Genomic DNA, 25,282 nt, shown 5'->3' with positions numbered 1-25,282 from the left:
GTCCTCCATTCCGGAATCGCAATCCCATATCGAATCCATGTCCCGAGCTTGCCCACAATCGTGGGCTCAACCAAACTCATTTGCCATGCAGGCAAAGAGTCCGGGTGAGGAAGACGTCGACGCGCGGGTACGCCAGAGGCTGAGGCAGCTGCGTATGGAGCGTGGACTGACCCTTGAAGATGTGGCCAGCCGGTCGAACATCGACGTGTCGACGCTGAGCCGGTTGGAGTCGGGCAAACGGCGCCTCGCGCTCGACCATCTCCCCCGCCTCTCCGCAGCGCTGTCGGTCAGCACCGACGAGCTGCTCCGGGCACCCGAGGCCGAGGACCCACGCGTGCGGAGCGGCCCGCATACGCACAAGGGGGTGACCTACTGGCCGCTGACCCGCCACGGCCCAGCAGGCGGACTGCACGCGTTCAAGATCCGGGTGAGCGCCCGCAGACGCATCCCGCCGCCTGAGCTACCGGTGCATGAGGGCCAGGACTGGATATATGTGCTCTCCGGTCGGCTGCGATTGATATTGGGCGAGCGCGACTTCACCATCAAACCCGGTGAGGCCGTGGAGTTCTCGACCTGGACACCGCATTGGTTCGGCGCGGTCGACGGCCCCGTCGAGGCGATCACGTTGTTCGGGGCGCACGGTGAGCGGCTTCACCTCCAGAGCTGACTACAGGTAGGCCGTCTGGTTCACCAACCGAACCGATGCCACCCCGTCCGGGTAGAACTCCGCGATCGACAGCGACGCCAGGTCGAGGTGCAGGCGGTACAGGATGCCCTCGCCGGCGTCCAACGCCAGCCGCAGCAGCGTTTTGATCGGCGTCACGTGCGAGACCACCAACACCGTGTCCCCGCCATGTTCGTTGATGATGCGGGCCTGCGCCCGCCGCACGCGCGTCGCCACGCTGTCGAAGCTCTCCCCGTCCGGCGGGGTGATGCTCGTGTCGCGCAACCATCGCCGATGAACGTCGGGATCCCGTTCGGCCGCTTCGCCGAACGTCAGTCCTTCCCACGCCCCGAAGTCGGTTTCGATCAGGTCGTCGTCGACGGTGACGTCGAGGCCGAGCGCCTTGGCCGCGGCCGCGGCCGTGTCATACGCGCGCTGCAACGGCGACGTGATGACCGCCGAGATGCCGCCCTTGGCCGCGAGATATTGGGCGGCAGCGTCGGCCTGGCGGCGACCGACATCCGTCAGCGCTGGATTACCGCGGCCGGAATAGCGCCGCTGCGTAGATAATTCGGTCTGCCCATGCCGCAACAGCAGAAACCGGGTCGGTGCACCACGCGCCCCGATCCACCCCACCGGAGACGTCGGCGCGGGCGCCGTCTTGGGCGCCTCTGCGGGCGCCTCGATCTCGGCCGCCGCGTCCATGGCTTCGTTGGCCAGCCGGTCTGCATGGCTGTTCCGGGCCCGCGGAATCCACGTGTAGCTGATCCGTCCGAACCGCGTCGACAGCGCCGTGGCCTGCTGATGCAACGGCGCCAGATCGGGATGCTTGACCTTCCAACGTCCCGACATCTGTTCCACCACAAGCTTGGAGTCCATGAAAACCTCGACGTCGCTGGCGCCCAGCTTCGCCGCTTCGTCCAACCCGGCGATCAGCCCCCGGTACTCGGCGACGTTGTTGGTCGCCCGGCCGATGGCCTGCTTGCTCTCGGCCAGCACCGCGCTGCGATCAGCCGACCACACGACCGACCCGTAACCGGCGGGGCCAGGGTTGCCACGCGACCCGCCGTCGGCCTCGACGACGACCCTCACTGGCCAGACCCCTTGACACGCAGCAGGATCGCCCCGCACTCGGGGCAGCGCAGCACCTCGTCCTCCGCTGCCGCCGATATCCGTGCGAGCTCGCCGCGGTCGATCTCGATCCGGCACGCACCGCAGCGTCGGCCCTGCAGCAGCCCGGCGCCTGCACCGCCGTGGGCCCGTTGGCGTTCGTACAAGGCCACCAGGTCCGCGTCCAACTCGGCGACCAGTTCATCGCGTCGCGACACGGACTGATGCCGCAGTTGATCGATCTCGTGGCGGGCATCGTCACACGCCTTCTGGGCGTCCGACCGCTTCGTCTGCAATTCGTCGATCGTCGCCAACTCGTCGGCCTGCTGTCCGGCCAGCTGCTCGCGCCGCTCCATCACCTCCAACAGCGAGTCCTCCAAACTGGATTGGCGACGTTGCAACGTCTCCAGCTCGTGCTGCAAGTCGGTGAGCTGTTTGGCGTCGATGCTTCCCCCGTCGAGCAGCGCCCGATCGCGGTCCTCACGCTGGCGTACCGCATCGATCTCGGACTCGAACTTCGCCGCTTGGGCGTCAAGATCGTCGAGCGCGATCTGCAGTGCGGCCAAGCGGTCGTTGGCGTCTCGGTGGCTTGCTTGAACCTCCTCGACCTGGCGCTGCTCGGCCAGGTTCTTGGCGCGGTGTTCGATACGGCGCAGCTCGGCATCCAGTTCGGCCAGCTCGAGTAACGAACGTTGTTGGACTACTTCAGCTTTCATGTCCCGTTTCTCTCGATATTCCACGGATCGGTGCGTATCGCCGACACTCGCACAGGCAACGACTCCCCGAATCGATCTCGTAGCAGTTCTGCCGCCTGGGTACACCACGGATACTCGCTTGCCCAGTGCGCGACGTCGACGAGCGCGACGTCCGACGCCCGCCGGTGCTCATCGGCGGGATGGTGTCGCAGGTCGGCCGTGACATAGGCCTGCACCTCTGCGGCCGCGACCACGTCGAGCAACGAGTCACCGGCTCCGCCGCATACCGCAACCCTCGTCACGGGCGCCTCGGAGTCACCCGACGCCCGGACGCCCCACGATGTGCCGGGCAGCGCGTCGTGTACGCGAGACACGAACGCCGACAACGGTTCCGACCGTGGTAGAGAGCCGATGCGGCCGAGTCCGACATCGCCAGGAACAGGTGCCACCGAATAGATGTCGAAGGCGGGCTCCTCGTACGGATGAGTGCCGCGCAACGCGGCCAGGACATGTGCGCGCAGCCGCGACGGCGCGATCATCTCCACCCGGTCCTCCGAAACCTGCTCGACGCTGCCCACGCTGCCGATCGTCGGCGACGCGCCCTCATGCGGCAGGAACTGGCCGGTGCCCGCGACGCTCCAACTGCAATGCGAATAGTCGCCGATGTGGCCGGCCCCGGCGCCGAACATCGCTTCCCGCACCGCTTCCGCGTCGCCGGCCGGCACGAACACCACCCACTTGTCCAGCTCGGCTCCTGCGGAGACCGGCGCCAGCACCTCCTCGACCGTGAGACCGAGCGCGCCGGCGAGCGCGTCGGACACGCCCGGCGAGGCCGCGTCGGCATTGGTGTGCGCGGTGAATAATGCCCTGCCGGTACGGATCATCTGATGCACCAGGGCACCCTTGGCCGTACTGGCAGCGACGGTGTCGACCCCGCGCAGCAGCAGCGGGTGATGCGCCAGGAGCAGGGCACGGTCCGGCACCTCTGCGACGACGGCCGCGGTCGCGTCCACCGCGACGGTCACGGACTCGACGGTTTCCGACGGGTCGCCGCAGACCAGGCCGACAGAATCCCAGTCCTGCGCGAGCCGCGGCGGATATGCGGCCTCGAGCACATCGATGATGTCGGCAAGCCTGGCACTCATCGCAGCGCCTCGGCGATCGCCTCGACCAAGACCGGCCACTCGGGACGGACTGCTGCCCGTAGGAACTCGCCGTCAAGGCCCACGAACGTGTCACAGCGCCGGACAGCGATTCCCTTGGTGCCCAGATGTTTTCGCATCAACTCGGCGTCGGGAACGGCAAACAGCACGAAAGGTGCGCAGCCGTCGACAACATCGACGCCGATGGTAGTCAGGCCCGCCACCATCTCGGCGCGCAGCGTCGCCAGCCGCCGTGCAGCCTGGTCGGCCTCGGCCACGGCTTCGGACGTGTTGCAGGCCGCGATCGCCTCCAATTGCAGTGTGCCCAGCGGCCAATGGGCGCGCCGCGCGTTCAGCTCTTGCAGGACGTCGGCGTCACCGAGCGCGTAGCCGACCCGTAGCCCGGCCACCGACCACGTCTTGGTCAGGCTGCGCAGCACCACCACGTCGGGCAGGCGGTGGTTCGCCAGTGAAGCCGGCTCACCGGGAATCGCGTCGGCGAACGCCTCGTCGACGACCACGATGCGGCCGGGTTTGCGCAGCGCCAGGATCTGTTCGCGGGTATGGAGCACCGCGGTCGGGTTCGTCGGGTTTCCGACGACGACCAAGTCCGCCTCGTCGGGCACCTCCGCATCGGTCAAGTCGAACGGTGGAGCCACGACGACGTGCCGCAACGGCACGCCGGCCGCGGCCAGCGCCGCCTCTGGCTCAGTGAAGGACGGCGCGATCAGCGCGGCCAGCCGGGGCCGCAGGTCGGCCAGCAGGGCGAAGCCTTCGGCCGCACCGGCCAGCAGCGCCACCTCGTCGGCACTGCGCCCGTGCCGCGCTGCGACGGCCTGTACGGCGCGATGCTCGTCGGCGGCGCTCGGGTAGCGACCGAGGTCTGGAAGCCGGGCGGCGAGGCGCTCGACCAGCCACGACGGCGGCGCGGCGGCGCGGACGTTGACCGCGAAATCCAGCATGCCGGGAACCGCGGCCTGATCGCCGTGGTAGCGCGCAGCCGCACGGGGTTGACTCGCCACATCACGACACTAGACGTCGGGGACAATGGACCGGTGAGGAGAACTCTGGACAGCACGGCCGCGACTCGCCCGCAGTTGGTGATCTTCGACCTCGACGGCACCCTGACCGACTCGGCCCAGGGCATCGTGTCCAGTTTCCGCCATGCGCTCGGCGAGGTCGGCGCCGTCGTTCCCGACGGGGATCTGGCAGGCCGCATCGTCGGCCCGCCGATGCATCACACGCTGCGTGAGATGGGGCTCGGCGAGGACACGGATGCCGCGATCGCCGCCTACCGGGCCGACTACATGACCCGCGGGTGGGCGATAAACCGGCTGTTCGACGGGATACCGGGGCTATTGGAGGACCTGCGCGAGGCCGGTATTCGGTTGGCGGTCGCCACGTCCAAGGCGGAACCGACCGCGCAGCGGATTCTCGCGCATTTCGGGCTCGACGAGCATTTCGAGGTCATCGCGGGCGCGAGCGTCGACGGTTCGCGCGCCACCAAAGCCGACGTGGTCGCGCACGCGCTGGCGCAGTTGCAGCCACTGCCGGACCGGGTGCTGATGGTCGGTGACCGTTCTCACGACGTCGAGGGCGCCGCCGAGCACGGCATCGACACGGTGGTGGTCGGCTGGGGCTATGGCCGAGCGGACTTCGACGACCTCGACTCCGCTGCTGGGCTGGCTCATGTGTCCACGGTCGACGATCTGCGTGAGGTCCTCGGTGTCTGAGCCGCTGCACATCACCTTCATCTGCTCGGGCAACATCTGCCGCTCGCCGATGGCGGAGAAGATGTTCGCCCACCAGATCAAGGAGCGCGGCCTGTCCGATGCGGTGCGGGTGACCAGCGCCGGAACCGGCGGCTGGCATGCCGGTGAGCCGGCCGACCACAGAGCCATCCACGTGTTGCGCGAACACGGCTACCCGAGTGCGCATCACGCCGCGCAGATCGGCGATGACCACGTGTCCGCGGACTTGGTGGTTGCGTTGGGACGCAACCACCTCCGGATGCTGATGGAAATGGGCATCCCAGCCAACAGGATTCGGATGCTGCGGTCGTTCGACCCGCGGTCGGGCGCACATGCGCTCGATGTCGAGGACCCCTACTACGGCACACACGACGACTTCGAAGACGTTTTCGCCGTCATCGATGCCGCGCTGCCGGGCTTGCACCAGTGGGTGGACGAACAGCTGGCCGGTCCGGGAATCGCGAGCTGATGCAACGCTGGGCGTTCCTGCTACGGCCGGCATGGCTGGCCCTGTTCGTCGTGGTGATCGCGTTCGCCTACCTGTGTTTTACCGTGCTGGCGCCCTGGCAGCTCGGCAAGAACACCAAGACGTCGCGGGAGAACGCTCAGATCTCCAATTCGCTGACCGCTGACCCGGTACCGGTCACAAGCGTTCTGCCACATCAGGATTCGTCGGCTCCCGATGCTCAATGGCGGCGGGTAACCGCGGCCGGGCGCTATCTGCCCGACGGCCAGGTACTCGCCCGCCTGAGGGTGGTCGACGGCGATCCCGCGTTCGAAGTGCTGGTGCCGTTCGCCGTCGACGGCGGCCCGGTGGTGTTGGTGGACCGGGGTTACGTGCGACCCGTCAATGGCTCACAAGTGCCGGCGATTCCGCCCCCGCCGACCGGCACGGTGACGATCACAGCGCGCCTTCGTGATTCGGAACCGGTCGTGCAGGGCAAGGACCCGTTCCGCCAGGACGGTGCGCAGCAGGTGTATTCGATCAGCACATCCCAGATCGGCACGCTCGCCGGGACGCCGTTGGCGGATTCGTATCTGCAGCTGGTCGAGGATCAGCCCGGCGGCTTGGGCGCGATCGCGCTGCCCCACCTCGATGCCGGGCCGTTCCTGTCGTACGGAATCCAGTGGATCGCCTTCGGCATCATCGCCCCGATCCTGTTGGGCTACTTCATCTACGCCGAGGTCCGTCAGCGCCGACGCGAAAAGGCGGCGGCCGCACCGTCGCAGGTACCCTCGGCGCCACTCACGACCGAGGAGAAACTCGCCAACCGCTACGGACGACGGCGCTGAGCAATACCGCAACAACCGCGGCCGCGCCCTGCACCGCTCGCGACAAGCGCACTGCCCGCGACAGATCCGACACATCGGGCGGACGACCGTCCCCCAGCGTCGGCCGGATCTCTAGCTCGTGGGCGTACTGTGTCGGACCGCCGAGCCGCACCCCCAGCGCGCCGGCGAATGCCGCTTCCACCACGCCCGCATTGGGGCTGGGATGGCGGGCGGCGTCACGGCGCCACGCGCGCACCGCGCCTGCGGGTGATCCGCCGACCAGTGGTGCGCACGTCACCACCAGAGCCGCTGTCAACCGCGCGGCCACAAAGTTCACGGTATCGTCGAAACATGCTGCGGCCCAGCCAAATCGGGCGTAGCGGGGCGAACGGTTACCGATCATCGCGTCCAGCGTGTTGGCGCCGCGGTAGACCAGCACCGCCGGTATGCCTGCTACCGTGCCCCACACCAGGGGCGCTACCTGGGCATCGGACGTATTCTCGGCGACCGACTCGAGCGCCGCTCGGGTCAGGCCAGCGGAGTCGAGCACCGCGGGATCACGTCCGCACAGCGACGGCAACAGCCGACGGGCGCCGCTGACGTCTCCGGCGGTCAGCAGGTCCGCCATCTGTTCGCCGGTACGGCACAGCGAGGTGCCGCCGAGTGCGACGAACGTGGCCGCCGCCGTCCACAGGGCACGCCGACGGCTGCCGACCTGCTCGACGGTAAATCCGAATACGGCGAGTGCGCCCAGCAATGCGCCTGTGTGCACCACGCCGGCGACGCGGGAATCGGCGTAAGTCAGCCTCTCGAAAGCCGCTGCGCCGCGACCGAAAACCGCGACGGGGTGCCCGCGGCGGGGGTCGCCGAACGTCAGGTCGGCCAGGTATCCGACCGCTATCCCCGCGGCGCGGCCCCGCCGCGCTGACTCAAACACCCCGGGAGCGTCTCACAAATGGTCTACTGAAATTTCATGAGGCTGGGTCCGCCACGGCGGCCGACGCGGGTCGTCGATCTTCTCAACCCCGCCGCGGTGTTGCTGCCCGCGGCGAACGTGATCATGCAGCTGGCCTCGCCCGCAGTGGGATACGGCGTCCTCGAGAGCCCCGTCGACAGCGGAAACGTTTACCAACATCCGTTCAAGCGGGCACATACCACGGGTACCTACCTGGCCGCGGCGACTCTTGGCACAGATGCGGACCGCACGCTGATCCGCGACGAGGTCGACCGCGTACACGCACTCGTGCGTTCGACGAAGTCAAGCCCGGTGCCCTACAACGCGTTCGACCCCCGGCTGCAACTGTGGGTGGCCGCTTGCCTGTATCGCTACTACGTCGACCAGCACGAATTTCTCTACGGGCCACTCGAGGACGATGCCGCCGACGCGGTGTACCAGGACGCCAAAAAGCTGGGCACCACGTTGCAGGTTCGCGAGGACATGTGGCCAGCCGACCGCGTCGCATTCGACGAGTTCTGGAAGCGATCGCTGGACGAACTTCGGATAGACCCGCCGGTGCGCGAGCACCTGCGCGGAGTGGCGGCGATGGCCTTCCTGCCAACACCGCTGCGGCAGCTGGCCGGCCCGTTGAACTCATTCGCGACCACCGGTTTCCTGCCCGTGGAGTTCCGCTCCCGGATGGGCCTGCAATGGACGACCGCACAACAGCGGAGGTTCGAGTGGTTGCTGACCGCATTGCGGATCGCCGACCGCGTGATCCCGCGCGATTTCTGGATGCTGGGCTATCAGCTGTACCTGCGCGATATGCGGTCGCGGGCGCGCCGCGGCAGGCGAATCGTGTGAGCTTGATCCGCAAATCAGATAGCGACGTTTGGCCGCGCAGATCTGCGGGACAGCCGATGATCACAGGAGAACAGTGAGGAGTCCACGATGGCTTTCCCGGCGCTCAACCACGTCGCGCTCACCGTGCGTGACCTCAGCATCAGCGGACCTTGGTACAAAGCGCTGATAGGCACCGAACCGGTGCTCGACGAGCACACCGACACGGGGTTCCATCATCTGGTCTGGGCATTCGACAACGGCACGCTGTTCGGCATCCATCAGCACGATCGGTCGGCCCCGGACGAGCAGTTCACCGAGTTCAAAGCCGGGCTCGACCATGTTGGATTCGGATGCGCCAGCCGCGCCGAGTTGCAGGAATGGGTCGAGCGGCTCGAACTCCTAGGCATCAAGCATGGCGGCATCGTCGACGCGCCGTACGGGTCGGGGCTGAGCTTCCGCGATCCCGACGGCATCGCGCTGGAGTTCTTCGCTCCGCCGGAGTGATTGGTGGGCGCGGACGGTATCGAACCGCCGACCGCTGGTGTGTAAAACCAGAGCTCTACCACTGAGCTACGCGCCCCTTGCCGGGCAGGCTACAGGCCTGCAACGGGCATGTGGAAATCCGTCAACCAGACGACAGCGCCGTCAGCGCCTCGGTCCACACCGCCTGATCGCGCGGCTCCCCCGGCTGTTTCATCTCCGCGAATCGGATCACCCCGGACCGATCCACGACGAACGTGCCGCGATTGGCGATGCCGGCAGCGTCGTTGAACACCCCGAACGCCTGGGCGACCTCGCCGTGCGGCCAGAAGTCCGACAGCACCGGAAACGTGAAGCCGCTCTGTGTCGCCCAGATTTTGTGCGTCGGCGGCGGACCCACGGATATGGCCAAGGTGGCGGTGTCGTCGTTCTCATAACGCGGCAGATGGTCGCGGATCTCATCGAGCTCGCCCTGGCAGATACCGGTGAACGCCAGCGGGAAGAACACCAGCAGCACGTTCTTGGAGCCCCGGAAATCGCTCAGCGTGACCAACTGACCGTTCTGGTCCTTGAGCGTGAAGTCCGGGGCTTCGGCACCCACCTCCAGCACTAGCGCCGCCCCGCCGCCTTGGACTTGGGTTGCACAAGCCGGCTGGCGATCCAGTCACCGAGATTGGCCGACGACGTCTGCATCAGCCCGGCCGTCGGCGCCGATTCGGCGATTTCGGCCGGCACCACGTGGCCCGGCTTGCCCGTCTTCGGGGTGACCACCCAGATCACCCCGTCGTCGGCCAGCGGCGTGATGGCGTCCATCAGCGTGTCGACGAGATCGCCGTCATCATCGCGCCACCACAACAAGACGACGTCGATGACCTCATCGGCGTCCTCGTCAAGCAGCTCGCCGCCACACGCCTCTTCGATGTCGGCCCGGATGTCGTCGTCGACGTCCTCTTCCCAGCCCAACTCCTGCACAACCTGTTGTTTTTGGATGCCCAGTCTGCGGGCGTAGTTCGGGGCGTCATCCGCCGCGACCACGGTCGGTCCTCCTTCAGCCAGCTCGACGCACTGTGCGCTTGCCCTATCGTCGCACGCCGCGCCCCGAGGACTGACGCCTGCCGGTCAGGTTCATCGATATGCGGCGTCGCACATGTTCAGCGCGGTGGTCTTCGTGTCGTTCAACTTGGTGATCGCCGCGTTGAATTCGTCGGGCCCGTAATTACCCGCGACAGCGGTCGCGACGCCCCTGGCGGCGTCGACCCAGGCGTTCAGCGCGTCCCTCAACTGCGTGCTCAGCGCGTCGGACAGGCTGCGTGCGACAAGGTCGGCACTGTGGTTCAGCGCGTCGATGGCCGGGCCGGCCTTAGCAGCCACGTCGGCGGCGTTCTTGTTGAAGGCGTCGACGTAGTTGTTCACCGCGGTGACGGCGTCCACACTGCTCGAACTGAGCGCTTCACATGACGAGTGGACCGCCTGCGTGGTCAGCGACGCCTGCCGTTCCGACTCGCGCGTACTGGAACTGGCGGCCGACTCCTCGATCGACGCCGACACTGACGCGCGGTACACGGGGCCGTCGGCCTTGTCGACTGTCGCGGTGCCCTGCGTGACGCTGGTGCAGCCGACGATGATCATCGCCATGGCAGCCAGGCTGCCCACCGCCAAGGCGGCGATCCGCAGCCGCTTGCCACCCAGCCCCGCGATCAGCACGGTCTGCAGACGTTACCGGTTTGTTCACTCAATCGCGGGTTCATTCCACTGGCCACCCCCGACGGTGCGAGTGGGGCAGGATGAGAGAAGTATGGAGGCCGCTACGCCGATCGCGTACGCACCTATACCGCCTAACAAGGAGCGGAAGTTGACCACCGAGTTCGTGCGCCAAGACCTGGCCCAAAACTCCAGCACCACAGCCGAACCCGACCGGGTTCGGGTCATTCGGGAAGGCGTCGCGTCATACCTGCCGGACATCGATCCCGAAGAGACCGCCGAATGGCTCGAGTCGTTCGATGAGTTGCTCGAGCGCTCCGGCCCTGCGCGAGCGCGGTATCTGATGTTGCGGCTGCTGGAGCGTTCCGGCGAACAGCGCGTGGCCATCCCCGCGCTCACGTCAACCGACTACGTCAACACCATTCCAACCGAGTTGGAGCCGTGGTTCCCCGGTGATGAGGACGTCGAGCGGCGATACCGGGCGTGGATCCGGTGGAACGCCGCGATCATGGTGCACCGCGCGCAGCGGCCGGGAGTCGGTGTGGGAGGCCATATTTCGACGTACGCGTCCTCGGCGGCGCTGTACGAGGTCGGTTTCAATCACTTCTTCCGCGGCAAGGCTCATCCGGGCGGCGGCGACCAGGTGTTCATCCAGGGCCATGCCTCACCTGGAATCTACGCGCGCGCATTCTTAGAAGGGCGACTCAGCGCAGAGCAACTTGATGGCTTCCGCCAGGAGCACAGCCACCCTGGCGGCGGTCTTCCGTCGTACCCCCACCCTCGGCTGATGCCGGATTTCTGGGAATTCCCCACCGTGTCGATGGGCCTTGGCCCGATGAACGCGATCTACCAGGCCCGGTTCAACCACTACCTGCATGACCGCGGGATCAAGGACACCTCCGATCAGCACGTATGGGCGTTCCTCGGCGACGGCGAGATGGACGAGCCGGAAAGCCGCGGGCTGATTCAGGTGGCCGCCAACGAGGGCCTCGACAACCTCACTTTCGTCGTCAACTGCAACCTGCAGCGCCTCGACGGCCCGGTGCGCGGCAACGGCAAGATCATCCAGGAGTTGGAGTCGTTCTTCCGCGGCGCCGGCTGGAATGTCATCAAGGTGGTGTGGGGCCGCGAGTGGGATGCGCTCCTGCACGCCGACCGCGACGGCGCGCTGGTGAACTTGATGAACACCACGCCCGACGGGGACTACCAGACGTACAAGGCCAACGACGGCGCCTACGTGCGCGATCACTTCTTCGGTCGTGACCCGCGCACCAAGGCGCTGGTGCAGAACATGTCCGACACCGAGATCTGGAACCTCAAGCGCGGCGGCCATGACTACCGCAAGGTGTATGCCGCCTACCGCGCGGCAATAGAACACAAGGGCCAGCCGACGGTCATCCTCGCCAAGACCATCAAGGGCTATTCACTGGGTGCTCACTTCCAGGGCCGCAACGCCACGCATCAGATGAAAAAGCTTGCGATAGAAGACCTCAAGTACTTCCGCGACGCCATCCGCATCCCGATCAGCGACGAGCAGATCGAGCAGAATCCATACCTGCCGCCGTACTACCACCCCGGCCCGGAGGCGCCGGAGATTCGGTACATGCTCGAACGCCGGCGCGCGCTCGGCGGTTTCGTGCCCGAGCGGCGCACCAAATCCAAGGCGCTGACGCTGCCTGGCCGCGACGCCTACAAGGCCCTCAAGAAAGGCTCGGGCACTCAGGAGGTGGCCACCACGATGGCCACCGTGCGCACATTTAAAGAACTGTTGCGCGACAAGGAGATTGGGTACCGAATAGTGCCCATCATCCCCGACGAAGCCCGTACGTTCGGCATGGACTCGTGGTTCCCGAACCTCAAGATCTACAACCGTCTCGGCCAGCTTTACACCTCCGTGGACGCCGAATTGATGTTGGCGTACAAGGAAAGCGAAGTCGGCCAGATCCTGCACGAGGGCATCAACGAGGCGGGGTCGACGGCCTCGTTCACGGCCGCGGGTACGGCGTACTCCACGCACAACGAGCCGATGATCCCGCTCTACATCTTCTACTCGATGTTCGGCTTCCAGCGCACCGGCGACGGGTTCTGGGCGGCCGCCGACCAGATGGCCCGCGGCTTCGTTCTCGGCGCCACCGCCGGGCGCACGACGCTGGTCGGTGAAGGCCTACAGCACGCCGACGGGCATTCGCTCCTGCTGGCCGCGACCAACCCCGCCGTTGTCGCCTACGACCCGGCGTTCGCCTTCGAAATCGCCTACATCGTCGAAAGCGGCTTGCACCGCATGTACGGCGAGAACCCGGAGAACGTCTACTTCTATATGACGATCTACAACGAGCCCTATGTGCAGCCCGCCGAGCCTGAGGGGCTGGACGTGGAGGGCTTGCTGCGCGGCATCTATCGCTACCGGCCTGCGCCGGAGCGGCGGTCGAACGTCGCACAGATCCTGGTCTCCGGCGTGGCCATGCCGTCCGCGCTGAAGGCCGCCGAACTGCTGGCCGACGAATGGGACGTGGCGGCCGACGTGTGGTCGGTGACCAGCTGGGGTGAGCTCAACCGCGACGGTGTGGCGATCGAAAAGGAGCAACTGCGCCACCCCGAACGCCCCGCGGGCACTCCGTACATCACCAAGGCGCTCGCCGACGCCGCCGGCCCGGTCGTCGCGGTATCGGACTGGATGCGGGCCGTGCCGGAGCAGATCAGGCCTTGGGTCCCCGGCACCTACATCACGCTAGGCACCGACGGGTTCGGATTCTCCGACACGCGCCCGGCGGCGCGTCGCTACTACAACACCGACGCCGAATCCATCGCAGTCGCCGTGCTCGAGGGCCTGGCCCGGGACGGAAACATCGACAAGTCGGTGGCCGTCGACGCGGCCAACAAGTACAAGATCGACGACGTGATGGCGGCGCCCGAGCAGACATCCGACCCCGGAGTGGCTTAGGCCACGACATCAGACCCCGGAGTGGCTTAGCTTTATAGGAATCCCACAGCGTAGTCGCGTAGATTTTAGGGATGGTCGACAATCGGTACATCCCGCCGAAGTCCACGGTCGAGGTGCTGGAGACCGTGCCCGACTCGGTGCTGCGCCGGTTGAAGCAGTACTCGGGCACATTGGCCACCCAAGCGGTGCGCGCCCTGGAGGAGCGGCTGCCGTTCTTCGCCGCCCTCGAGGCGTCGCAGCGGGCCAGCGTGCAACTCGTCGTGCAGACCGCGGTGGTCAACTTCGTCGAGTGGATGCGCGACCCGCGGAGCGACGTCGGCTACACGGCGCAGGCCTTCGAGGTGGTTCCGCAGGACCTGCGGCGGCGCATCGCGCTGAGGCAATCCGTCGAGATGGTGCGGACCACCATGGAGTTCTTCGAGGAAGTGGTGCCGTTGCTGGCGCGCTCGGAGGAGCAGCTGACCGCGCTGACGGCCGGAATCCTGCGCTACAGCCGGGATTTGGCGTTCGCCGCGGCCACCGCCTACGCCGACCAGGCTGAGGCCCGCGGCGCGTGGGACACGCGGATGGAGGCCAACGTCGTCGACGCCGTGGTCCGCGGTGACACCGGTCCGGAGTTGCAGTCCCAGGCCGCGGCACTGAACTGGGATGCCACCGCGCCCGCCACCGTGGTCGTCGGGCTGCCCCAACCCGATCGAATCGACCTCGCCAGCGACGACGTCCACGACGTCGTCGACCGCAACGGGCGCGGCGCCTTATCGGATGTGCACGGCACATGGCTGGTGGCCATCATCTCGGGCCCGCTCTCGCCGACCGACCGGTTCCTCACCGAACTACTCACGGTCTTCGCCGACGGGCCGGTGGTGATCGGGCCGACAGCGCCGACGTTGGGCGCGGCTTACATCAGCGCCACCGAAGCGATCGCGGGAATGAACGCCGTCGCGGGCTGGACTGGGGCGCCGCGGCCGGTGTCGGCGCGGGAATTGCTGCCCGAACGGGCGCTGCTGGGCGATGCGACGGCGATCGCGGGGCTCGAGGCGGAGGTGATGCGACCGTTGGCGGACGCTGGACCGGCGTTGACCGAGACACTCGACGCTTACCTGGACTCAGGAGGCGCGATAGAGGCCTGTGCTCGCAAATTGTTCGTTCATCCAAACACGGTCCGCTACCGGCTCAAACGGATCGCCGACTTCACCGGCCGCGATCCGACCCTTCCGCGCGACGCATACGTGCTGCGCGTCGCGGCGACGGTAGGCCGGCTCGGCCGACAGGCGCACCTCTCCAGCACGTCAAACGCCCAGGGCGGACCGGTTCCGTCGACCGAACCCCGGCCCTAGGTGTGCATCGCGCGATGTAACAGGTTGCGAGCCGGTATCGATGGAGTCCCATCACATGTCGTTTTGTGGACTACCCACAAAAACATAAGACAAGGTTCATAATCTCTTACACCGCGCAAAACCGTCTTCACAGTGTTCTCTTAGAGACGTGCTTGCATTGCTCGCGCCCGGACAGGGCTCCCAGACTCCCGGCATGCTCACCGAGTGGCTTGAGCTGCCTGGTGCTGCCGACCGCCTGGCTGCCTGGTCGGAGATCAGCGGCCTGGACCTCGCCCGTCTGGGCACCACCGCCACGGCCGAGGAGATCACCGATACGGCCGTGACGCAACCGCTGGTCGTGGCCGCGACGCTGCTGGCCCACGAGGAGCTGACGAAGCGTGGCCTGCTCGGCGGTGCCGAGACCATCGTCGCCGGCCATTCTGTCGGTGAGATCGCCGCGTACGCGATTGCCGGCGTGATCTCGGCCGACAATGCCGTCAAGCTGGCGGCCACGCGCGGTTCCGAGATGGCCAAGGCTTGTGCGCTGGAGCCGACGGGTATGTCCGCGGTGCTGGGTGGCGACGAGGCCGAGGTGCTCGCCCGTCTCGAGGCGCTCGACCTGGTGCCTGCCAACCGCAACGCCGCCGGTCAAATCGTTGCCGCCGGTGCGCTGTCCGCGCTGGAAAAGCTGGCAGAGGATCCACCGGCCAAGGCCCGGGTCCGGCAGCTGGCCACCGCGGGCGCATTCCACACCCACTTCATGGCCTCGGCCACCGACGGGTATGCCAGTGCAGTTCAAAAGGTCACGACGGCTGAATCCTTGCCGCCGAACGCCACGCTGCTGAGCAATGCCGACGGACAACCCGTGGCATCGGCCGCCGACGCCATGAGCAAGCTGGTCGCGCAACTGACCCGCCCGGTGCGCTGGGATCTGTGCACCGAGACCATGCGTGCAAACAATGTGACGGCGATCGTCGAGTTCCCGCCCGCGGGAACCCTGGCCGGGATCGCCAAACGTGAACTTCGGGGGGTGCCGACGCACGCCGTCAAGTCCCCCGCTGACCTGGACGGGCTTGCTGCGCTATAGCAGGGGCGCCTAGCCAGACAACCGCATAACAAACGTAATTTCCGCAGTATCAACCCAATTAGAAGGAGCCATTGTGCCCGCCACTCAGGAAGAAATCATCACCGGTCTCGCCGAGATCATCGAAGAGGTCACCGGTATCGAGCCGTCGGAGGTCACCCCCGAGAAGTCGTTCGTCGACGACCTGGACATCGACTCGCTGTCGATGGTGGAGATCGCCGTGCAGACCGAGGACAAGTACGGCGTGAAGATTCCCGACGAGGACCTGGCCGGTCTGCGCACCGTTGGTGACGTCGTGAACTACATCCAGAAGCTCGAGGAAGAGAACCCCGAGGCCGCCGCGGCCATCCGCGCGCAGATTGAATCGGACCGAGCATGACCAAACCTTCCACTGCTAACGGCGGCTTTCCGAGCGTCGTAGTCACCGCTGTCACGGCGACGACGTCGATCGCGCCAGACATCGAGAGCACGTGGAAGGGTCTGCTGGCCGGTGAAAGCGGCATCCACGTCCTCGAGGACGATTTCGTCACCAAATGGGACCTGCCCGTCCGCATCGGTGGACACCTCAAGGAGTCCATCGACGATCAGATGACCCGTCTGGACATGCGACGCATGTCGTATGTCCAGCGGATGGCCAAGCACCTCTCCGGCCAGCTATGGGAGGCCGCGGGTACGCCCGAGGTCGACCCGGATCGCTTCGCAGTGGTCATCGGCACCGGTCTCGGTGGCGGCGAGAAGATCGTCGAAACCTACGACGCGATGAACGAGGGCGGCCCCCGCAAGGTGTCGCCTCTCGCCGTGCAGATGATCATGCCCAACGGCGCAGCCGCGGTCGTCGGTCTTCAACTCGGAGCGCGTGCCGGGGTCATCACCCCGGTGTCGGCCTGCTCGTCGGGTTCGGAGGCCATCGCCCACGCTTGGCGTCAGATCGTGATGGGTGACGCTGACTTCGCCGTTTGCGGTGGCGTGGAGGGCGGCATCGAGGCCCTGCCGATTGCGGCGTTCTCGATGATGCGCGCCATGTCGACCAACAACGAGAACCCCGAAGGTGCGTCACGGCCGTTCGACAAGAACCGCGACGGGTTCGTGTTCGGCGAGGCCGGCGCCATGATGATCCTCGAGACCGAGGAACACGCCAAGGCTCGCGGCGCCAAGCCGTTGGCTCGGCTGTTGGGTGCCGGCATCACGTCGGACGCCTACCACATGGTGGCACCAGATCCGAACGGTCTGCGGGCCGGCCACGCGATGAAGCGTGCGATCGAGACGGCAGGCTTGTCCCCCAAGGACATCCAGCACGTCAATGCCCACGCGACGGCCACCTCGATCGGTGACGTCGCCGAGGCCAATGCGATTCGGGTCGCCGGAGTGGAGCACGCCGCGGTGTATGCGCCGAAGTCGGCGCTCGGCCATTCCATCGGTGCGGTCGGTGCTCTCGAATCGCTGCTGACGGTGCTGTCGCTGCGTGACGGTGTCATTCCGCCGACACTCAACTATGAAACCCCTGACCCCGATATCGATCTCGATATCGTCGCGGGCGAGCCTCGATATGGCGAATACCAGTACGCCATCAACAACTCGTTCGGTTTCGGTGGACACAATGTCGCCCTGGCGTTCGGGCGTTACTGAGCGAGAGGAATTTTCGGAGCAGTAATGGCGGGGTTGGCTACGGGGAACGGTTTCCCAAATGTTGTCGTCACGGGTTATGCGATGACGACTGCACTGGCAACCGACGCGGACAACACCTGGAAGAAGCTGCTCGACGGACAGAGCGGGATCCGCAGACTGGAGGACCCGTTCGTCAAGCAGTACGACCTTCCGGTCCGCATCGGCGGGCATCTTCTCGAAGATTTCGACCATGAGCTGACGCGCGTTGAACTGCGCCGACTCTCGTATCTGCAGAAGATGTCCACGATTCTCAGTCGGAGGGTGTGGGAGAACGCGGGTTCGCCCGAGGTGGATCCGAGGCGCTTGATGGTCTCGATCGGCACCGGGATGGGCTCGACGGAGGAACTCGTGTACGCCTACGACGGCATGCGGGCCAAGGGTCTGCGTGCCGTGTCACCGCTCGCGGTGCAGATGTACATGCCGAACGCGGCGGCCGCCGCGGTCGGGCTGGAGCGCAAGGCGCGGGCCGGGGTCAGCACCCCGGTCTCGGCCTGCGCATCCGGCTCCGAGGGCATCGCGCAGGCTTGGCGGCAGATCGTGCTCGGCGAGGCCGACGTCGCGATCTGCGGCGGCGTGGAGACAAAGATCGAGGCGGTGCCGATCGCGGGGTTCGCGCAGATGCGAATCGTGCTGTCCAACACCAACGATGACCCCGCCGGGGCGTGCCGCCCGTTCGACAAGGACCGCAACGGATTCGTATTCGGCGAGGGCGCTGCGCTGTTGGTCATCGAGACCGAGGAGCACGCCAAGGCTCGCGGTGCGACCATTTACGCGAGGCTGATGGGTGCGAGCATCACCTCGGACGGCTACCACATCGTGGCGCCTGACCCCAACGGCGAACAAGCCGGGCACGCGATGACGCGGGCAATCCAGCTTGCCGGTCTGCAGCCCACAGACATCGACCACGTCAACGCGCATGCCACTGGCACCAGCGTCGGCGATGTGGCCGAAGGCAAGGCAATCAACAACGCGATGGGCGGCCACAAGCCGGCGGTGTACGCACCCAAGGCGGCGCTCGGCCATTCGGTCGGAGCGGTCGGTGCGGTGGAGTCCATCCTGACCGTAATGGCGTTGCGGGACGGCATCATTCCGCCGACGCTGAACCTGAAAAACCTCGATCCGGAGATCGATCTGGACGTGGTGGCCGGGGAGCCGCGGTCGGGCAATTACCAGTACGCCATCAACAACTCGTTCGGATTCGGTGGGCACAACGTCGCGCTCGCCTTCGGGAAGTACTGACACACAGGATTTCTCGACGGCGCAAGCCGACATCCGACCGGCTACAGGAGGTTTCTATGACGATCATGGCTCCCGAGGCCGTCGGCGAATCGCTCGATCCACGCGATCCGCTATTGCGCCTGAACACGTTCTTCGACGACGGCAGCGTCGAGCTGCTGCACGAGCGTGACCGCTCGGGCGTACTGGCCGCGGCCGGCACCGTCAACGGCGTGCGCACCATTGCGTTCTGCACCGACGGCACCGTGATGGGCGGCGCCATGGGTACCGAAGGCTGCGCGCACATCGTCAACGCCTACGACACCGCGATCGAGGAGCAGAGCCCCATCGTGGGCATCTGGCACTCCGGTGGTGCGCGGTTGGCCGAGGGCGTCAAGGCGTTGCACGCGGTCGGTTTGGTGTTCGAGGCCATGATCCGCGCGTCCGGCTATGTACCGCAGATCTCGGTGGTGGTCGGCTTCGCCGCGGGTGGCGCCGCCTACGGGCCTGCCCTCACCGACGTCGTTGTGATGGCGCAGGAGGGCCGGGTGTTCGTCACCGGACCCGACATCGTTCGCAGTGTCACCGGCGAGGACGTCGATATGGCGTCGCTCGGCGGCCCGGACACCCATCACAAGAAGTCCGGTGTGTGCCACATCGTCGCCGACGACGAACTCGACGCCTATGACCGCGGTCGCCGTCTGGTCGGATTGTTCTGCCAGCAGGGCCATTTCGACCGCAGCAAGGCCGAGTCGGGAGACACCGATCTGCACGCATTGCTGCCGGATTCGTCGCGTCGCGCCTACGACGTACACCCGATCGTCGAGGCGCTGCTCGACGACGACGCGCCCTTCGAAGAGTTCCAGGGCAAGTGGGCTCCGTCGATCGTCGTCGGCCTTGGTCGGCTGTCGGGCCGGACGGTCGGCGTGATCGCCAACAACCCGCTGCGGCTCGGCGGCTGCCTGAACTCCGAAAGTGCGGAGAAGGCGGCGCGTTTCGTGCGGCTGTGCGACGCGTTCGGGATTCCTCTGGTGGTCATCGTCGACGTGCCGGGATACCTACCCGGCGTCGATCAGGAGTGGGGCGGCGTCGTGCGCCGCGGTGCCAAGCTGCTGCACGCGTTCGGTGAGGCCACCGTGCCGCGGGTAACGCTGGTGACACGGAAGATCTACGGCGGTGCCTACATCGCGATGAACTCGCGCTCCCTCAACGCCACCAAGGTGTTCGCGTGGCCGGATGCCGAGGTCGCGGTGATGGGCGCCAAGGCCGCGGTCGGCATCCTGCACAAGAAGAAGTTGGCCGCCGCGCCCGACCACGAGCGTGACGCGCTGCACGATGAGCTGGCTGCTGAGCACGAAAGGATCGCCGGTGGCGTGGATTCCGCCATCGAGATCGGTGTCGTCGACGAGAAGATCGATCCGGCGCACACGCGCAGCAAGCTGACTCAGGCGTTGGCCGAGGCCCCTCAGCGCCGCGGCCGTCACAAGAACATCCCGCTGTAATTCAGGCGTTCAGCGCATGGTGTGCGCGACCTCTGCCGGGGTCGCCACCACGTGCGTGACCGGCACGTCGTATGCAGCGCGTGCGCGGTCCACGACCTCGAAGCGGTGCCAGACCGAGTATTCGGGCGGCAGCGTTGCGATCACGATCTGGTCGGGATGGAACGAGTCGACGGCCTCGGCGAGGGCGCGCAGAGGTCGCTGATCCCCCACTGCGCCGTCAGCCTCGAGGTTCTCCGATCGCAACGTGTCCAAGGTGTAGTCGAGCCTGGCTTGCGCCGCCCGCTGGGTGGCCTCCCACAGATCGAGCGGGCCGTGGGTGGCCGCGACTCCGGTCTCGATAGGACTGGTCGGTACGACCACGTAATATGTGGCGTCTTTGCCAGCCCCGATGCGGCGAAGCTCATCGAGAAGCTCGTCGGAGTTGGCGGTCTCGTTGGCCATCACCAGGACACGGTGAGGCGGCACGGTGACCGCGGCTTCCTCCGCCTCGGGGCGGCGATTCACAAACCACTTGTTGAGGAAAAACAGCACCAGCACAACCGCCCAGGACAACAGGCTCAGCTCCAGTTGCGACCGCAGATCCTTCTGGATGTACATCTGCACGAGGATCGCCAGAATGCCTGCGGCAGTCAGAATCGACAGCACCGGGAACAGCCACATTTTCACCCGCAGTTGCGAATCGGGCGTCCGGTACCGCAGCACGATCTGCGAGATGGCGATCAGCAGATAGACGAACAGAATGATCGCCCCGCTGGAATTCAGCAGGAACGCGAAGATCGCGTCCGGGGATACCGCTGCCGCGATGACACACAGAAAACCGACGATCGAGGAGGCCAGAATCGCCGTGGCCGGCACTCCTCGCCGGGTCACCCGGACGAGCGCCGATGGCGCCTCGCGCCGGGCCGCGAGGACAAACAGCATCCGTGAAGCGGTGTACATGCCCGAGTTGAGGCAGCTGAGGACCGCTGTCAGCACCACCGCGTTCATCACGTGGTCGGCGTATGGGATGCCCATGTTGGTGAACGCCGAGACGAACGGAGACGCGGAAAGCCCCTTGTCGTTCCACGGCAGGATCGCCACCAGCAGGAACACCGCTCCGACGTAGAAGATAAGGATCCGCAGGATCACCGAGTTGGCGGCCTTGGACACCGCTCGCTCCGGATCTGACGATTCCGCGGCGGCGATGGTGACGATCTCGGCACCCACCATAGAAAAGATCACAGTCACGATGCCGACCGTGATCGCACCGAAGCCCATCGGCGTGAATCCGCCATGGGCCGTGAGGTTGGAGAAATCGATCGACTTGTGCGGCCACAGACCGAGGACGAACAGGGTGCCGAGCCCGATGAACACGAGGATCGCCGCGACCTTGATGCCGGCGAACCAGAATTCGAACTCGCCGTAAGACGATACGGAGAACAGATTGGTCGCGGTCATCAAGATCATGAAGACCAATGCGCACAACCAGAGCGGGACATGGATCCAGTACTGCACGATCTTCGCCCCGGCGATCGCCTCGAACCCGACGACGATCACCCAGAAGTACCAGTACAGCCAGCCCACCGAGAAGCCGGCCCAGTTGCCCAGCGCGTCACGCGAGTAATCGGCGAACGATCCGGTGGACGGATTCGCGACGGCCATTTCGGCCAGCATGCGCATGACCATGATGATCAAGACGCCGGCCATCGCGTACGTGATGAACGAACCGGGTCCGGTGTCATGAATGACGACCCCCGAGCCGACGAACAGACCGGCGCCGATGACGCCACCGATCGCGATCATCCTCAATTGGCGCTGGTTGAGTGCTTTCTTCAGGGTTGGTGTCGCGGTCATGGCGCCCTCCGGCCTTCGTTTGGTGGACAGTGATTGCCCACTTTCGGCCGCAGTTATTCCGCCATCAAGAAACTCGAGTGAGCATCTCCTCCGCCGCGGCCACCCCTGCGGCGCGGTCTGACTCGACGAGCCCGATGCGGGTCCGGCGGTCCACGATGTCGTCGACGGTGAGCGCGCCCTCATGGGTCACCGCGTACTCGAATTCGGCGCGGGTGACATCGATACCGTCAGCCACCGGATCGGTCGGCCGCTCGCAGCTTGCCTTGGCGATCACGTTCGGCGCCTCCGCACCGAAGCGCGCAACCAGTGACGACGGCAGTTCGACCGGTGAGCGCAGCGCCGCAACGGGATTCGACGGGGCACCCACGAGCGGCAGGTTGCGGGTACGGCATGCCGACGCCGCCAGGCCGCGCAACTGCACGGCGCGGTCGAGGACATCCTCTGCCATGTACCGGTATTCGGTGAGTTTGCCGCCGATCACGCTGATCACCCCGGACGGGGACTCGACGACCGCGTGCTCACGTGACACGTCGGCGGTTCGCCCAGCGCCGGTGTCGATCAGCGGGCGCAGCCCGGCGTACGTGCCAATCACGTCGGTCGGCCTGAGCGCGACGTCCAGCGCCGTATTCACCGTGTCCAGCAGGAAGGCAATCTCCTCCGAAGTAGGCTGCGGCACATCGGGAATCGGGCCAGGGGCGTCCTCGTCGGTGAGGCCGAGATACACGCGGCCGAGCTGCTCGGGCATCGCGAACACGAAGCGGTTGATCTCGCCGGGAATCGGAATGGTGAGCGCCGCAATCGGATTGCCGAACACACTGGCGTCGAACACGAGATGCGTTCCGCGGCTTGGCCGCACCCGAATCGATGTATCGACGTCGGCCGCCCATACACCGGTGGCGTTGATCACCGCGCGGGCCGACACGTCGAACGACTCGCCGGAGCGCCGATCCGTCAGCGTCACTGTGGTGCGTGTCGCGTTCGACGCGGCGACGCGGGTCAGGATGCGGGCGCCGTGCTGAGCCGCCGTGCGTGCCACCGCGGTGACCAGCCGAGCGTCGTCGATCAGCTGCCCGTCATAGGCCAGATACGCGCCGTCGAGACCGTCGCGACGCACCGTTGGTGCGAGCTCGATCGCACGCTCGGCGCCGACCCGGCACGAGCGCGGCAATGTCGATGCGGGCGTGCCGGCCAGCCGGCGCAGCGCGTCGCCGGCCAAGAACCCGCCACGCACCAAGGCACGGCTGCCCCGGCTCATCGACGGCAGCAACGGAACCAGCTGCGGCATGGCCCTCACGAGGTGAGGAGCGTTGCGCGTCATCAAGATTCCGCGTTCCACGGCGCTTCGCCTGGCAATGCCGACGTTGCCGGTCGCCAGGTACCGCAGGCCGCCGTGCACCAGCTTCGAGCTCCAGCGGCTGGTGCCGAACGCCAGGTCGTGCTTTTCCACCAGCGCGACGCGCAGGCCGCGGGTTGCGGCATCCAACGCGATGCCTGTGCCGGTGATGCCGCCGCCGACCACGATCACGTCGAGCGTTTCGCCGTCGGCCAGCGCGGCGAGATCGGCCGCGCGGCGGGATTCGTTGAGCGCCGTCGAGCCCGTCACGGCTTGAGGTATCCGTTCAGCGAGTGCGCGAGTTCGACGGCCAGCTCATTGGCATCGAGGATCGGCGCGACCATCTGGGCGGACTGGATCGCCGACTGGGTGATCAGCAGGCACATCGCCGCGAGCTGACGGGGATCGCCTGCCCGGACGCTGCCCTCGTCCTGCCCGAGCTTGATTGCGTGGGCCAGTGCGTCGATGAGAATCTGCTGGCTGGTGCCGAGCCGCTCGGTGATGTACACCATCGCCATACTCGGGGCGTTGTGCAGCACCGACATGACGACCTCGTCGCCGCGCAGACGTTCGGCGACCACGACGATGCGCTTGACCATCGCTTCGCGTCCGACACCGTTGGTCGGTACCTCATCGAGAACGCCGGCGATGCGCGCAGTCAGCAAATCGGCGACCACATGGCGGATATCGGGCCAGCGGCGGTAGATGGTCGGACGACTGACCCGGGCGCGTCGCGCAATATCGGTCAGCGTCATCCGTTCCACCCCATTCGCCAGCACGCACGCCGCGGCAGCATCGAGGATCCGAGCCTCGACCGGCTTGGAGTTACGAGTTGACGACATGTGTAATACTGTAACTCATGACGCGTCCGGATATGAAATGGAACGCATGGGGCGACCCAGCTGAGGCAAAACCCCTGTCCGAGGGAATCCGCTCGCTTTTGCGGCAGGCGCTGGGCGTCGAGGATTCAACCACCGCGGAGTTGGAGCCCGAGCAGGTGAGGCTGCGGCCGTCGGCGCTGTCCGACACTGATCGCGAGGGCCTGGCCGCGATCGTCGGGCCCGAGTACTGCGGCGTCGACGACAATGCCCGGCTGCTGCGCGCTGGTGGAAAGTCGACCCTGGATCTGTTACGCCGCAAGGATTCCGGCGTACAGGATGCGCCCGACGCGGTGCTGCTGGCCGCTGACGAAGAAGAAATAGCCGCGATCCTGCAGTACTGCGGGCGCAAGAGCATCGCCGTCGTTCCGTTCGGCGGCGGCACCAGTGTGGTCGGCGGTCTTGACCCGCTGCGCGGCGACTTCAAGGCCGTCATCTCACTGGACCTGCGGCGGCTCAACCAACTCCATTCGCTCGACGAGGTGTCATGGGAGGCCGAGCTGGGCGCCGGGCTGACCGGTCCGGACGCCGAACGACTGCTCGGCGAGCGTGGATTTTCGCTCGGCCACTTCCCGCAGAGCTTCTGCTTCGCGACGATCGGCGGCTTTGCCGCCACACGGTCATCTGGCCAGGATTCCGCGGGTTACGGGCGATTCAACGACATGGTCCGCGGCCTACGCGCGGTGACACCGGCCGGCATGCTGACCCTCGGGCGCGCGCCGGAGTCCGCCGCCGGGCCGGATCTACGCCAACTGCTGATCGGCTCCGAGGGCGTGTTCGGAATCATCACGCGCGTGCGGGTGCGGGTACACCCGATTCCGGCGGCCACCCGCTACGAGGCGTGGTCGTTCGGAGACTTCGCCACGGGCGCCGACGCGTTGCGCACCATCACGCAGACCGGCACAGGCCCGACCGTCGTC

25 protein-coding genes and 1 tRNA gene are annotated in these 25,282 nt (G+C 66.4%); 14 read left to right on the top strand and 12 right to left on the bottom strand.

Annotation, left to right across the window (positions count from 1 at the left end; translation table 11 throughout):
- The first annotated feature begins 85 nt into the window (after positions 1 to 85).
- Positions 86 to 667: an XRE family transcriptional regulator gene (locus VJV41_RS25055; RefSeq protein ID WP_325338326.1), complete on the top strand. Its 582-nt coding sequence runs from the start codon at positions 86 to 88 to the stop codon at positions 665 to 667.
- Here the strand turns inward: VJV41_RS25055 and VJV41_RS25050 are convergent, their stop codons facing one another.
- From VJV41_RS25050 to cobC, 4 genes are read right to left on the bottom strand one after another with little or no spacing between them, the layout of a single operon-like run.
- Complete coding sequence (locus VJV41_RS25050; RefSeq protein WP_325338325.1) at positions 668 to 1,756, bottom strand: bifunctional RNase H/acid phosphatase; 1,089 nt, start codon at positions 1,754 to 1,756, stop codon at positions 668 to 670.
- Positions 1,753 to 2,490: a zinc ribbon domain-containing protein gene (locus VJV41_RS25045; protein WP_325338323.1), complete on the bottom strand. Its 738-nt coding sequence runs from the start codon at positions 2,488 to 2,490 to the stop codon at positions 1,753 to 1,755. Before VJV41_RS25045 ends, VJV41_RS25050 begins: the two co-directional genes overlap by 4 nt.
- On the bottom strand, positions 2,487 to 3,614 hold the full coding sequence (locus VJV41_RS25040; protein WP_325338321.1) for a Nif3-like dinuclear metal center hexameric protein: 1,128 nt from the start codon (positions 3,612 to 3,614) through the stop codon (positions 2,487 to 2,489). The genes VJV41_RS25045 and VJV41_RS25040 overlap by 4 nt, the downstream gene beginning before the upstream one ends.
- Positions 3,611 to 4,633, bottom strand: a complete 1,023-nt coding sequence (gene cobC, locus VJV41_RS25035) for an Rv2231c family pyridoxal phosphate-dependent protein CobC (RefSeq protein ID WP_325338319.1) — start codon at positions 4,631 to 4,633, stop codon at positions 3,611 to 3,613. The genes VJV41_RS25040 and cobC overlap by 4 nt, the downstream gene beginning before the upstream one ends.
- 33 nt (positions 4,634 to 4,666) lie before the next feature.
- Between cobC and VJV41_RS25030 the strand changes: the two genes are divergently transcribed.
- The 3 genes from VJV41_RS25030 to VJV41_RS25020 are packed head-to-tail and all read left to right on the top strand — an operon-like array spanning position 4,667 to position 6,655.
- Positions 4,667 to 5,344, top strand: coding sequence for an HAD-IA family hydrolase (locus VJV41_RS25030; RefSeq protein WP_325338317.1), 678 nt, complete (start codon positions 4,667 to 4,669; stop codon positions 5,342 to 5,344).
- Complete coding sequence (locus tag VJV41_RS25025) at positions 5,337 to 5,831, top strand: low molecular weight protein-tyrosine-phosphatase (RefSeq protein WP_325338315.1); 495 nt, start codon at positions 5,337 to 5,339, stop codon at positions 5,829 to 5,831. Before VJV41_RS25030 ends, VJV41_RS25025 begins: the two co-directional genes overlap by 8 nt.
- The gene (locus tag VJV41_RS25020) at positions 5,831 to 6,655 is read left to right on the top strand and encodes an SURF1 family protein (RefSeq protein ID WP_325338314.1); all 825 of its coding nucleotides are present in this window, start codon (positions 5,831 to 5,833) and stop codon (positions 6,653 to 6,655) included. The genes VJV41_RS25025 and VJV41_RS25020 overlap by 1 nt, the downstream gene beginning before the upstream one ends.
- Here VJV41_RS25020 and VJV41_RS25015 read toward each other — a convergent pair.
- Positions 6,609 to 7,571, bottom strand: a complete 963-nt coding sequence (locus VJV41_RS25015) for a cobalamin biosynthesis protein (RefSeq protein WP_325338312.1) — start codon at positions 7,569 to 7,571, stop codon at positions 6,609 to 6,611. The genes VJV41_RS25020 and VJV41_RS25015 overlap by 47 nt on opposite strands.
- A 36-nt stretch (positions 7,572 to 7,607) precedes the next feature.
- Here VJV41_RS25015 and VJV41_RS25010 point away from each other — a divergent pair, with 36 nt between their 5' ends.
- Together VJV41_RS25010 and VJV41_RS25005 are read left to right on the top strand one after the other, a co-directional pair.
- The gene (locus tag VJV41_RS25010; protein WP_325338310.1) at positions 7,608 to 8,435 is read left to right on the top strand and encodes an oxygenase MpaB family protein; all 828 of its coding nucleotides are present in this window, start codon (positions 7,608 to 7,610) and stop codon (positions 8,433 to 8,435) included.
- A gap of 87 nt (positions 8,436 to 8,522) precedes the next feature.
- A complete protein-coding gene (locus VJV41_RS25005; RefSeq protein ID WP_325338308.1) occupies positions 8,523 to 8,918 on the top strand; it encodes a VOC family protein in 396 nt (131 codons plus the stop codon).
- Between the two features lies 1 nt (position 8,919).
- Here the strand turns inward: VJV41_RS25005 and VJV41_RS25000 are convergent.
- The 4 genes from VJV41_RS25000 to VJV41_RS24985 form a co-directional block, all read right to left on the bottom strand.
- Positions 8,920 to 8,994, bottom strand: a tRNA-Val gene (locus VJV41_RS25000).
- 45 nt (positions 8,995 to 9,039) lie between these two features.
- Positions 9,040 to 9,504 carry a peroxiredoxin gene (locus VJV41_RS24995; protein ID WP_325338306.1) on the bottom strand — a complete coding sequence of 155 codons (465 nt, stop codon included), beginning with the start codon at positions 9,502 to 9,504 and terminating at the stop codon, positions 9,040 to 9,042.
- Positions 9,504 to 9,929: a DUF3052 domain-containing protein gene (locus VJV41_RS24990; RefSeq protein ID WP_325338305.1), complete on the bottom strand. Its 426-nt coding sequence runs from the start codon at positions 9,927 to 9,929 to the stop codon at positions 9,504 to 9,506. The genes VJV41_RS24995 and VJV41_RS24990 overlap by 1 nt, the downstream gene beginning before the upstream one ends.
- Before the next feature lie 90 nt (positions 9,930 to 10,019).
- A complete protein-coding gene (locus VJV41_RS24985) occupies positions 10,020 to 10,529 on the bottom strand; it encodes a hypothetical protein (protein WP_325338464.1) in 510 nt (169 codons plus the stop codon).
- Positions 10,530 to 10,746: 217 nt separating this feature from the next.
- Between VJV41_RS24985 and aceE the strand changes: the two genes are divergently transcribed.
- The 7 genes from aceE (at position 10,747) to VJV41_RS24950 (ending at position 20,318) form a co-directional block, all read left to right on the top strand.
- A complete protein-coding gene (gene aceE / locus VJV41_RS24980; RefSeq protein ID WP_325338303.1) occupies positions 10,747 to 13,536 on the top strand; it encodes a pyruvate dehydrogenase (acetyl-transferring), homodimeric type in 2,790 nt (929 codons plus the stop codon).
- Positions 13,537 to 13,607: 71 nt separating this feature from the next.
- Positions 13,608 to 14,873 carry a PucR family transcriptional regulator gene (locus tag VJV41_RS24975; RefSeq protein WP_325338301.1) on the top strand — a complete coding sequence of 422 codons (1,266 nt, stop codon included), beginning with the start codon at positions 13,608 to 13,610 and terminating at the stop codon, positions 14,871 to 14,873.
- 148 nt (positions 14,874 to 15,021) lie between these two features.
- Positions 15,022 to 15,939 (top strand): ACP S-malonyltransferase, encoded by a 918-nt coding sequence (locus VJV41_RS24970; RefSeq protein WP_325338299.1) that lies wholly within the window; start codon positions 15,022 to 15,024, stop codon positions 15,937 to 15,939.
- A gap of 73 nt (positions 15,940 to 16,012) precedes the next feature.
- Positions 16,013 to 16,315 (top strand): meromycolate extension acyl carrier protein AcpM, encoded by a 303-nt coding sequence (gene acpM, locus VJV41_RS24965; protein WP_325338297.1) that lies wholly within the window; start codon positions 16,013 to 16,015, stop codon positions 16,313 to 16,315.
- Positions 16,312 to 17,562: a 3-oxoacyl-ACP synthase KasA gene (gene kasA, locus VJV41_RS24960; RefSeq protein WP_325338295.1), complete on the top strand. Its 1,251-nt coding sequence runs from the start codon at positions 16,312 to 16,314 to the stop codon at positions 17,560 to 17,562. The genes acpM and kasA overlap by 4 nt, the downstream gene beginning before the upstream one ends.
- 24 nt (positions 17,563 to 17,586) lie before the next feature.
- A complete protein-coding gene (kasB, locus tag VJV41_RS24955; RefSeq protein ID WP_325338293.1) occupies positions 17,587 to 18,840 on the top strand; it encodes a 3-oxoacyl-ACP synthase KasB in 1,254 nt (417 codons plus the stop codon).
- Positions 18,841 to 18,896: 56 nt separating this feature from the next.
- The gene (locus VJV41_RS24950; RefSeq protein ID WP_325338292.1) at positions 18,897 to 20,318 is read left to right on the top strand and encodes an acyl-CoA carboxylase subunit beta; all 1,422 of its coding nucleotides are present in this window, start codon (positions 18,897 to 18,899) and stop codon (positions 20,316 to 20,318) included.
- 9 nt (positions 20,319 to 20,327) lie between these two features.
- On the opposite strand, the gene VJV41_RS24945 is transcribed toward VJV41_RS24950, so the two are convergent.
- The 3 genes from VJV41_RS24945 to VJV41_RS24935 form a co-directional block, all read right to left on the bottom strand.
- On the bottom strand, positions 20,328 to 22,151 hold the full coding sequence (locus VJV41_RS24945; RefSeq protein WP_325338290.1) for an amino acid permease: 1,824 nt from the start codon (positions 22,149 to 22,151) through the stop codon (positions 20,328 to 20,330).
- Positions 22,152 to 22,215: 64 nt separating this feature from the next.
- Complete coding sequence (locus tag VJV41_RS24940) at positions 22,216 to 23,754, bottom strand: glycerol-3-phosphate dehydrogenase/oxidase (RefSeq protein ID WP_325338288.1); 1,539 nt, start codon at positions 23,752 to 23,754, stop codon at positions 22,216 to 22,218.
- A complete protein-coding gene (locus tag VJV41_RS24935) occupies positions 23,751 to 24,326 on the bottom strand; it encodes a TetR/AcrR family transcriptional regulator (protein ID WP_325338286.1) in 576 nt (191 codons plus the stop codon). The genes VJV41_RS24940 and VJV41_RS24935 overlap by 4 nt, the downstream gene beginning before the upstream one ends.
- Positions 24,327 to 24,358: 32 nt before the next feature.
- Between VJV41_RS24935 and VJV41_RS24930 the strand changes: the two genes are divergently transcribed.
- A partial coding sequence (locus tag VJV41_RS24930) for an FAD-binding oxidoreductase (protein ID WP_325338463.1) occupies positions 24,359 to 25,282 on the top strand: 924 nt, incomplete at its 3' end.

The sequence above is a fragment of the Mycobacterium sp. genome, assembly GCF_035274705.1.
Taxonomy (GTDB): domain Bacteria; phylum Actinomycetota; class Actinomycetes; order Mycobacteriales; family Mycobacteriaceae; genus Mycobacterium.
The sequence above is the reverse complement of the archived record's forward strand: the minus strand, read 5'-3'. Positions and strand labels throughout refer to the sequence as shown.

Excerpts from the sequence above, each read along its gene's own strand:
- VJV41_RS25055 (WP_325338326.1), top strand. The coding sequence starts at position 86 with ATGCAGGCAAAGAGTCCGGGTGAGGAAGACGTCGACGCGCGGGTACGC.
- VJV41_RS25045 (WP_325338323.1), bottom strand. The coding sequence starts at position 2,490 with ATGAAAGCTGAAGTAGTCCAACAACGTTCGTTACTCGAGCTGGCCGAA.
- VJV41_RS25040 (WP_325338321.1), bottom strand. The coding sequence starts at position 3,614 with ATGAGTGCCAGGCTTGCCGACATCATCGATGTGCTCGAGGCCGCATAT.
- VJV41_RS25020 (WP_325338314.1), top strand. The coding sequence starts at position 5,831 with ATGCAACGCTGGGCGTTCCTGCTACGGCCGGCATGGCTGGCCCTGTTC.
- VJV41_RS25010 (WP_325338310.1), top strand. The coding sequence starts at position 7,608 with ATGAGGCTGGGTCCGCCACGGCGGCCGACGCGGGTCGTCGATCTTCTC.
- VJV41_RS25005 (WP_325338308.1), top strand. The coding sequence starts at position 8,523 with ATGGCTTTCCCGGCGCTCAACCACGTCGCGCTCACCGTGCGTGACCTC.
- VJV41_RS24985 (WP_325338464.1), bottom strand. The coding sequence starts at position 10,529 with ATGGCGATGATCATCGTCGGCTGCACCAGCGTCACGCAGGGCACCGCG.
- VJV41_RS24975 (WP_325338301.1), top strand. The coding sequence starts at position 13,608 with ATGGTCGACAATCGGTACATCCCGCCGAAGTCCACGGTCGAGGTGCTG.
- kasA (WP_325338295.1), top strand. The coding sequence starts at position 16,312 with ATGACCAAACCTTCCACTGCTAACGGCGGCTTTCCGAGCGTCGTAGTC.
- kasB (WP_325338293.1), top strand. The coding sequence starts at position 17,587 with ATGGCGGGGTTGGCTACGGGGAACGGTTTCCCAAATGTTGTCGTCACG.
- VJV41_RS24950 (WP_325338292.1), top strand. The coding sequence starts at position 18,897 with ATGACGATCATGGCTCCCGAGGCCGTCGGCGAATCGCTCGATCCACGC.
- VJV41_RS24945 (WP_325338290.1), bottom strand. The coding sequence starts at position 22,151 with ATGACCGCGACACCAACCCTGAAGAAAGCACTCAACCAGCGCCAATTG.
- VJV41_RS24935 (WP_325338286.1), bottom strand. The coding sequence starts at position 24,326 with ATGTCGTCAACTCGTAACTCCAAGCCGGTCGAGGCTCGGATCCTCGAT.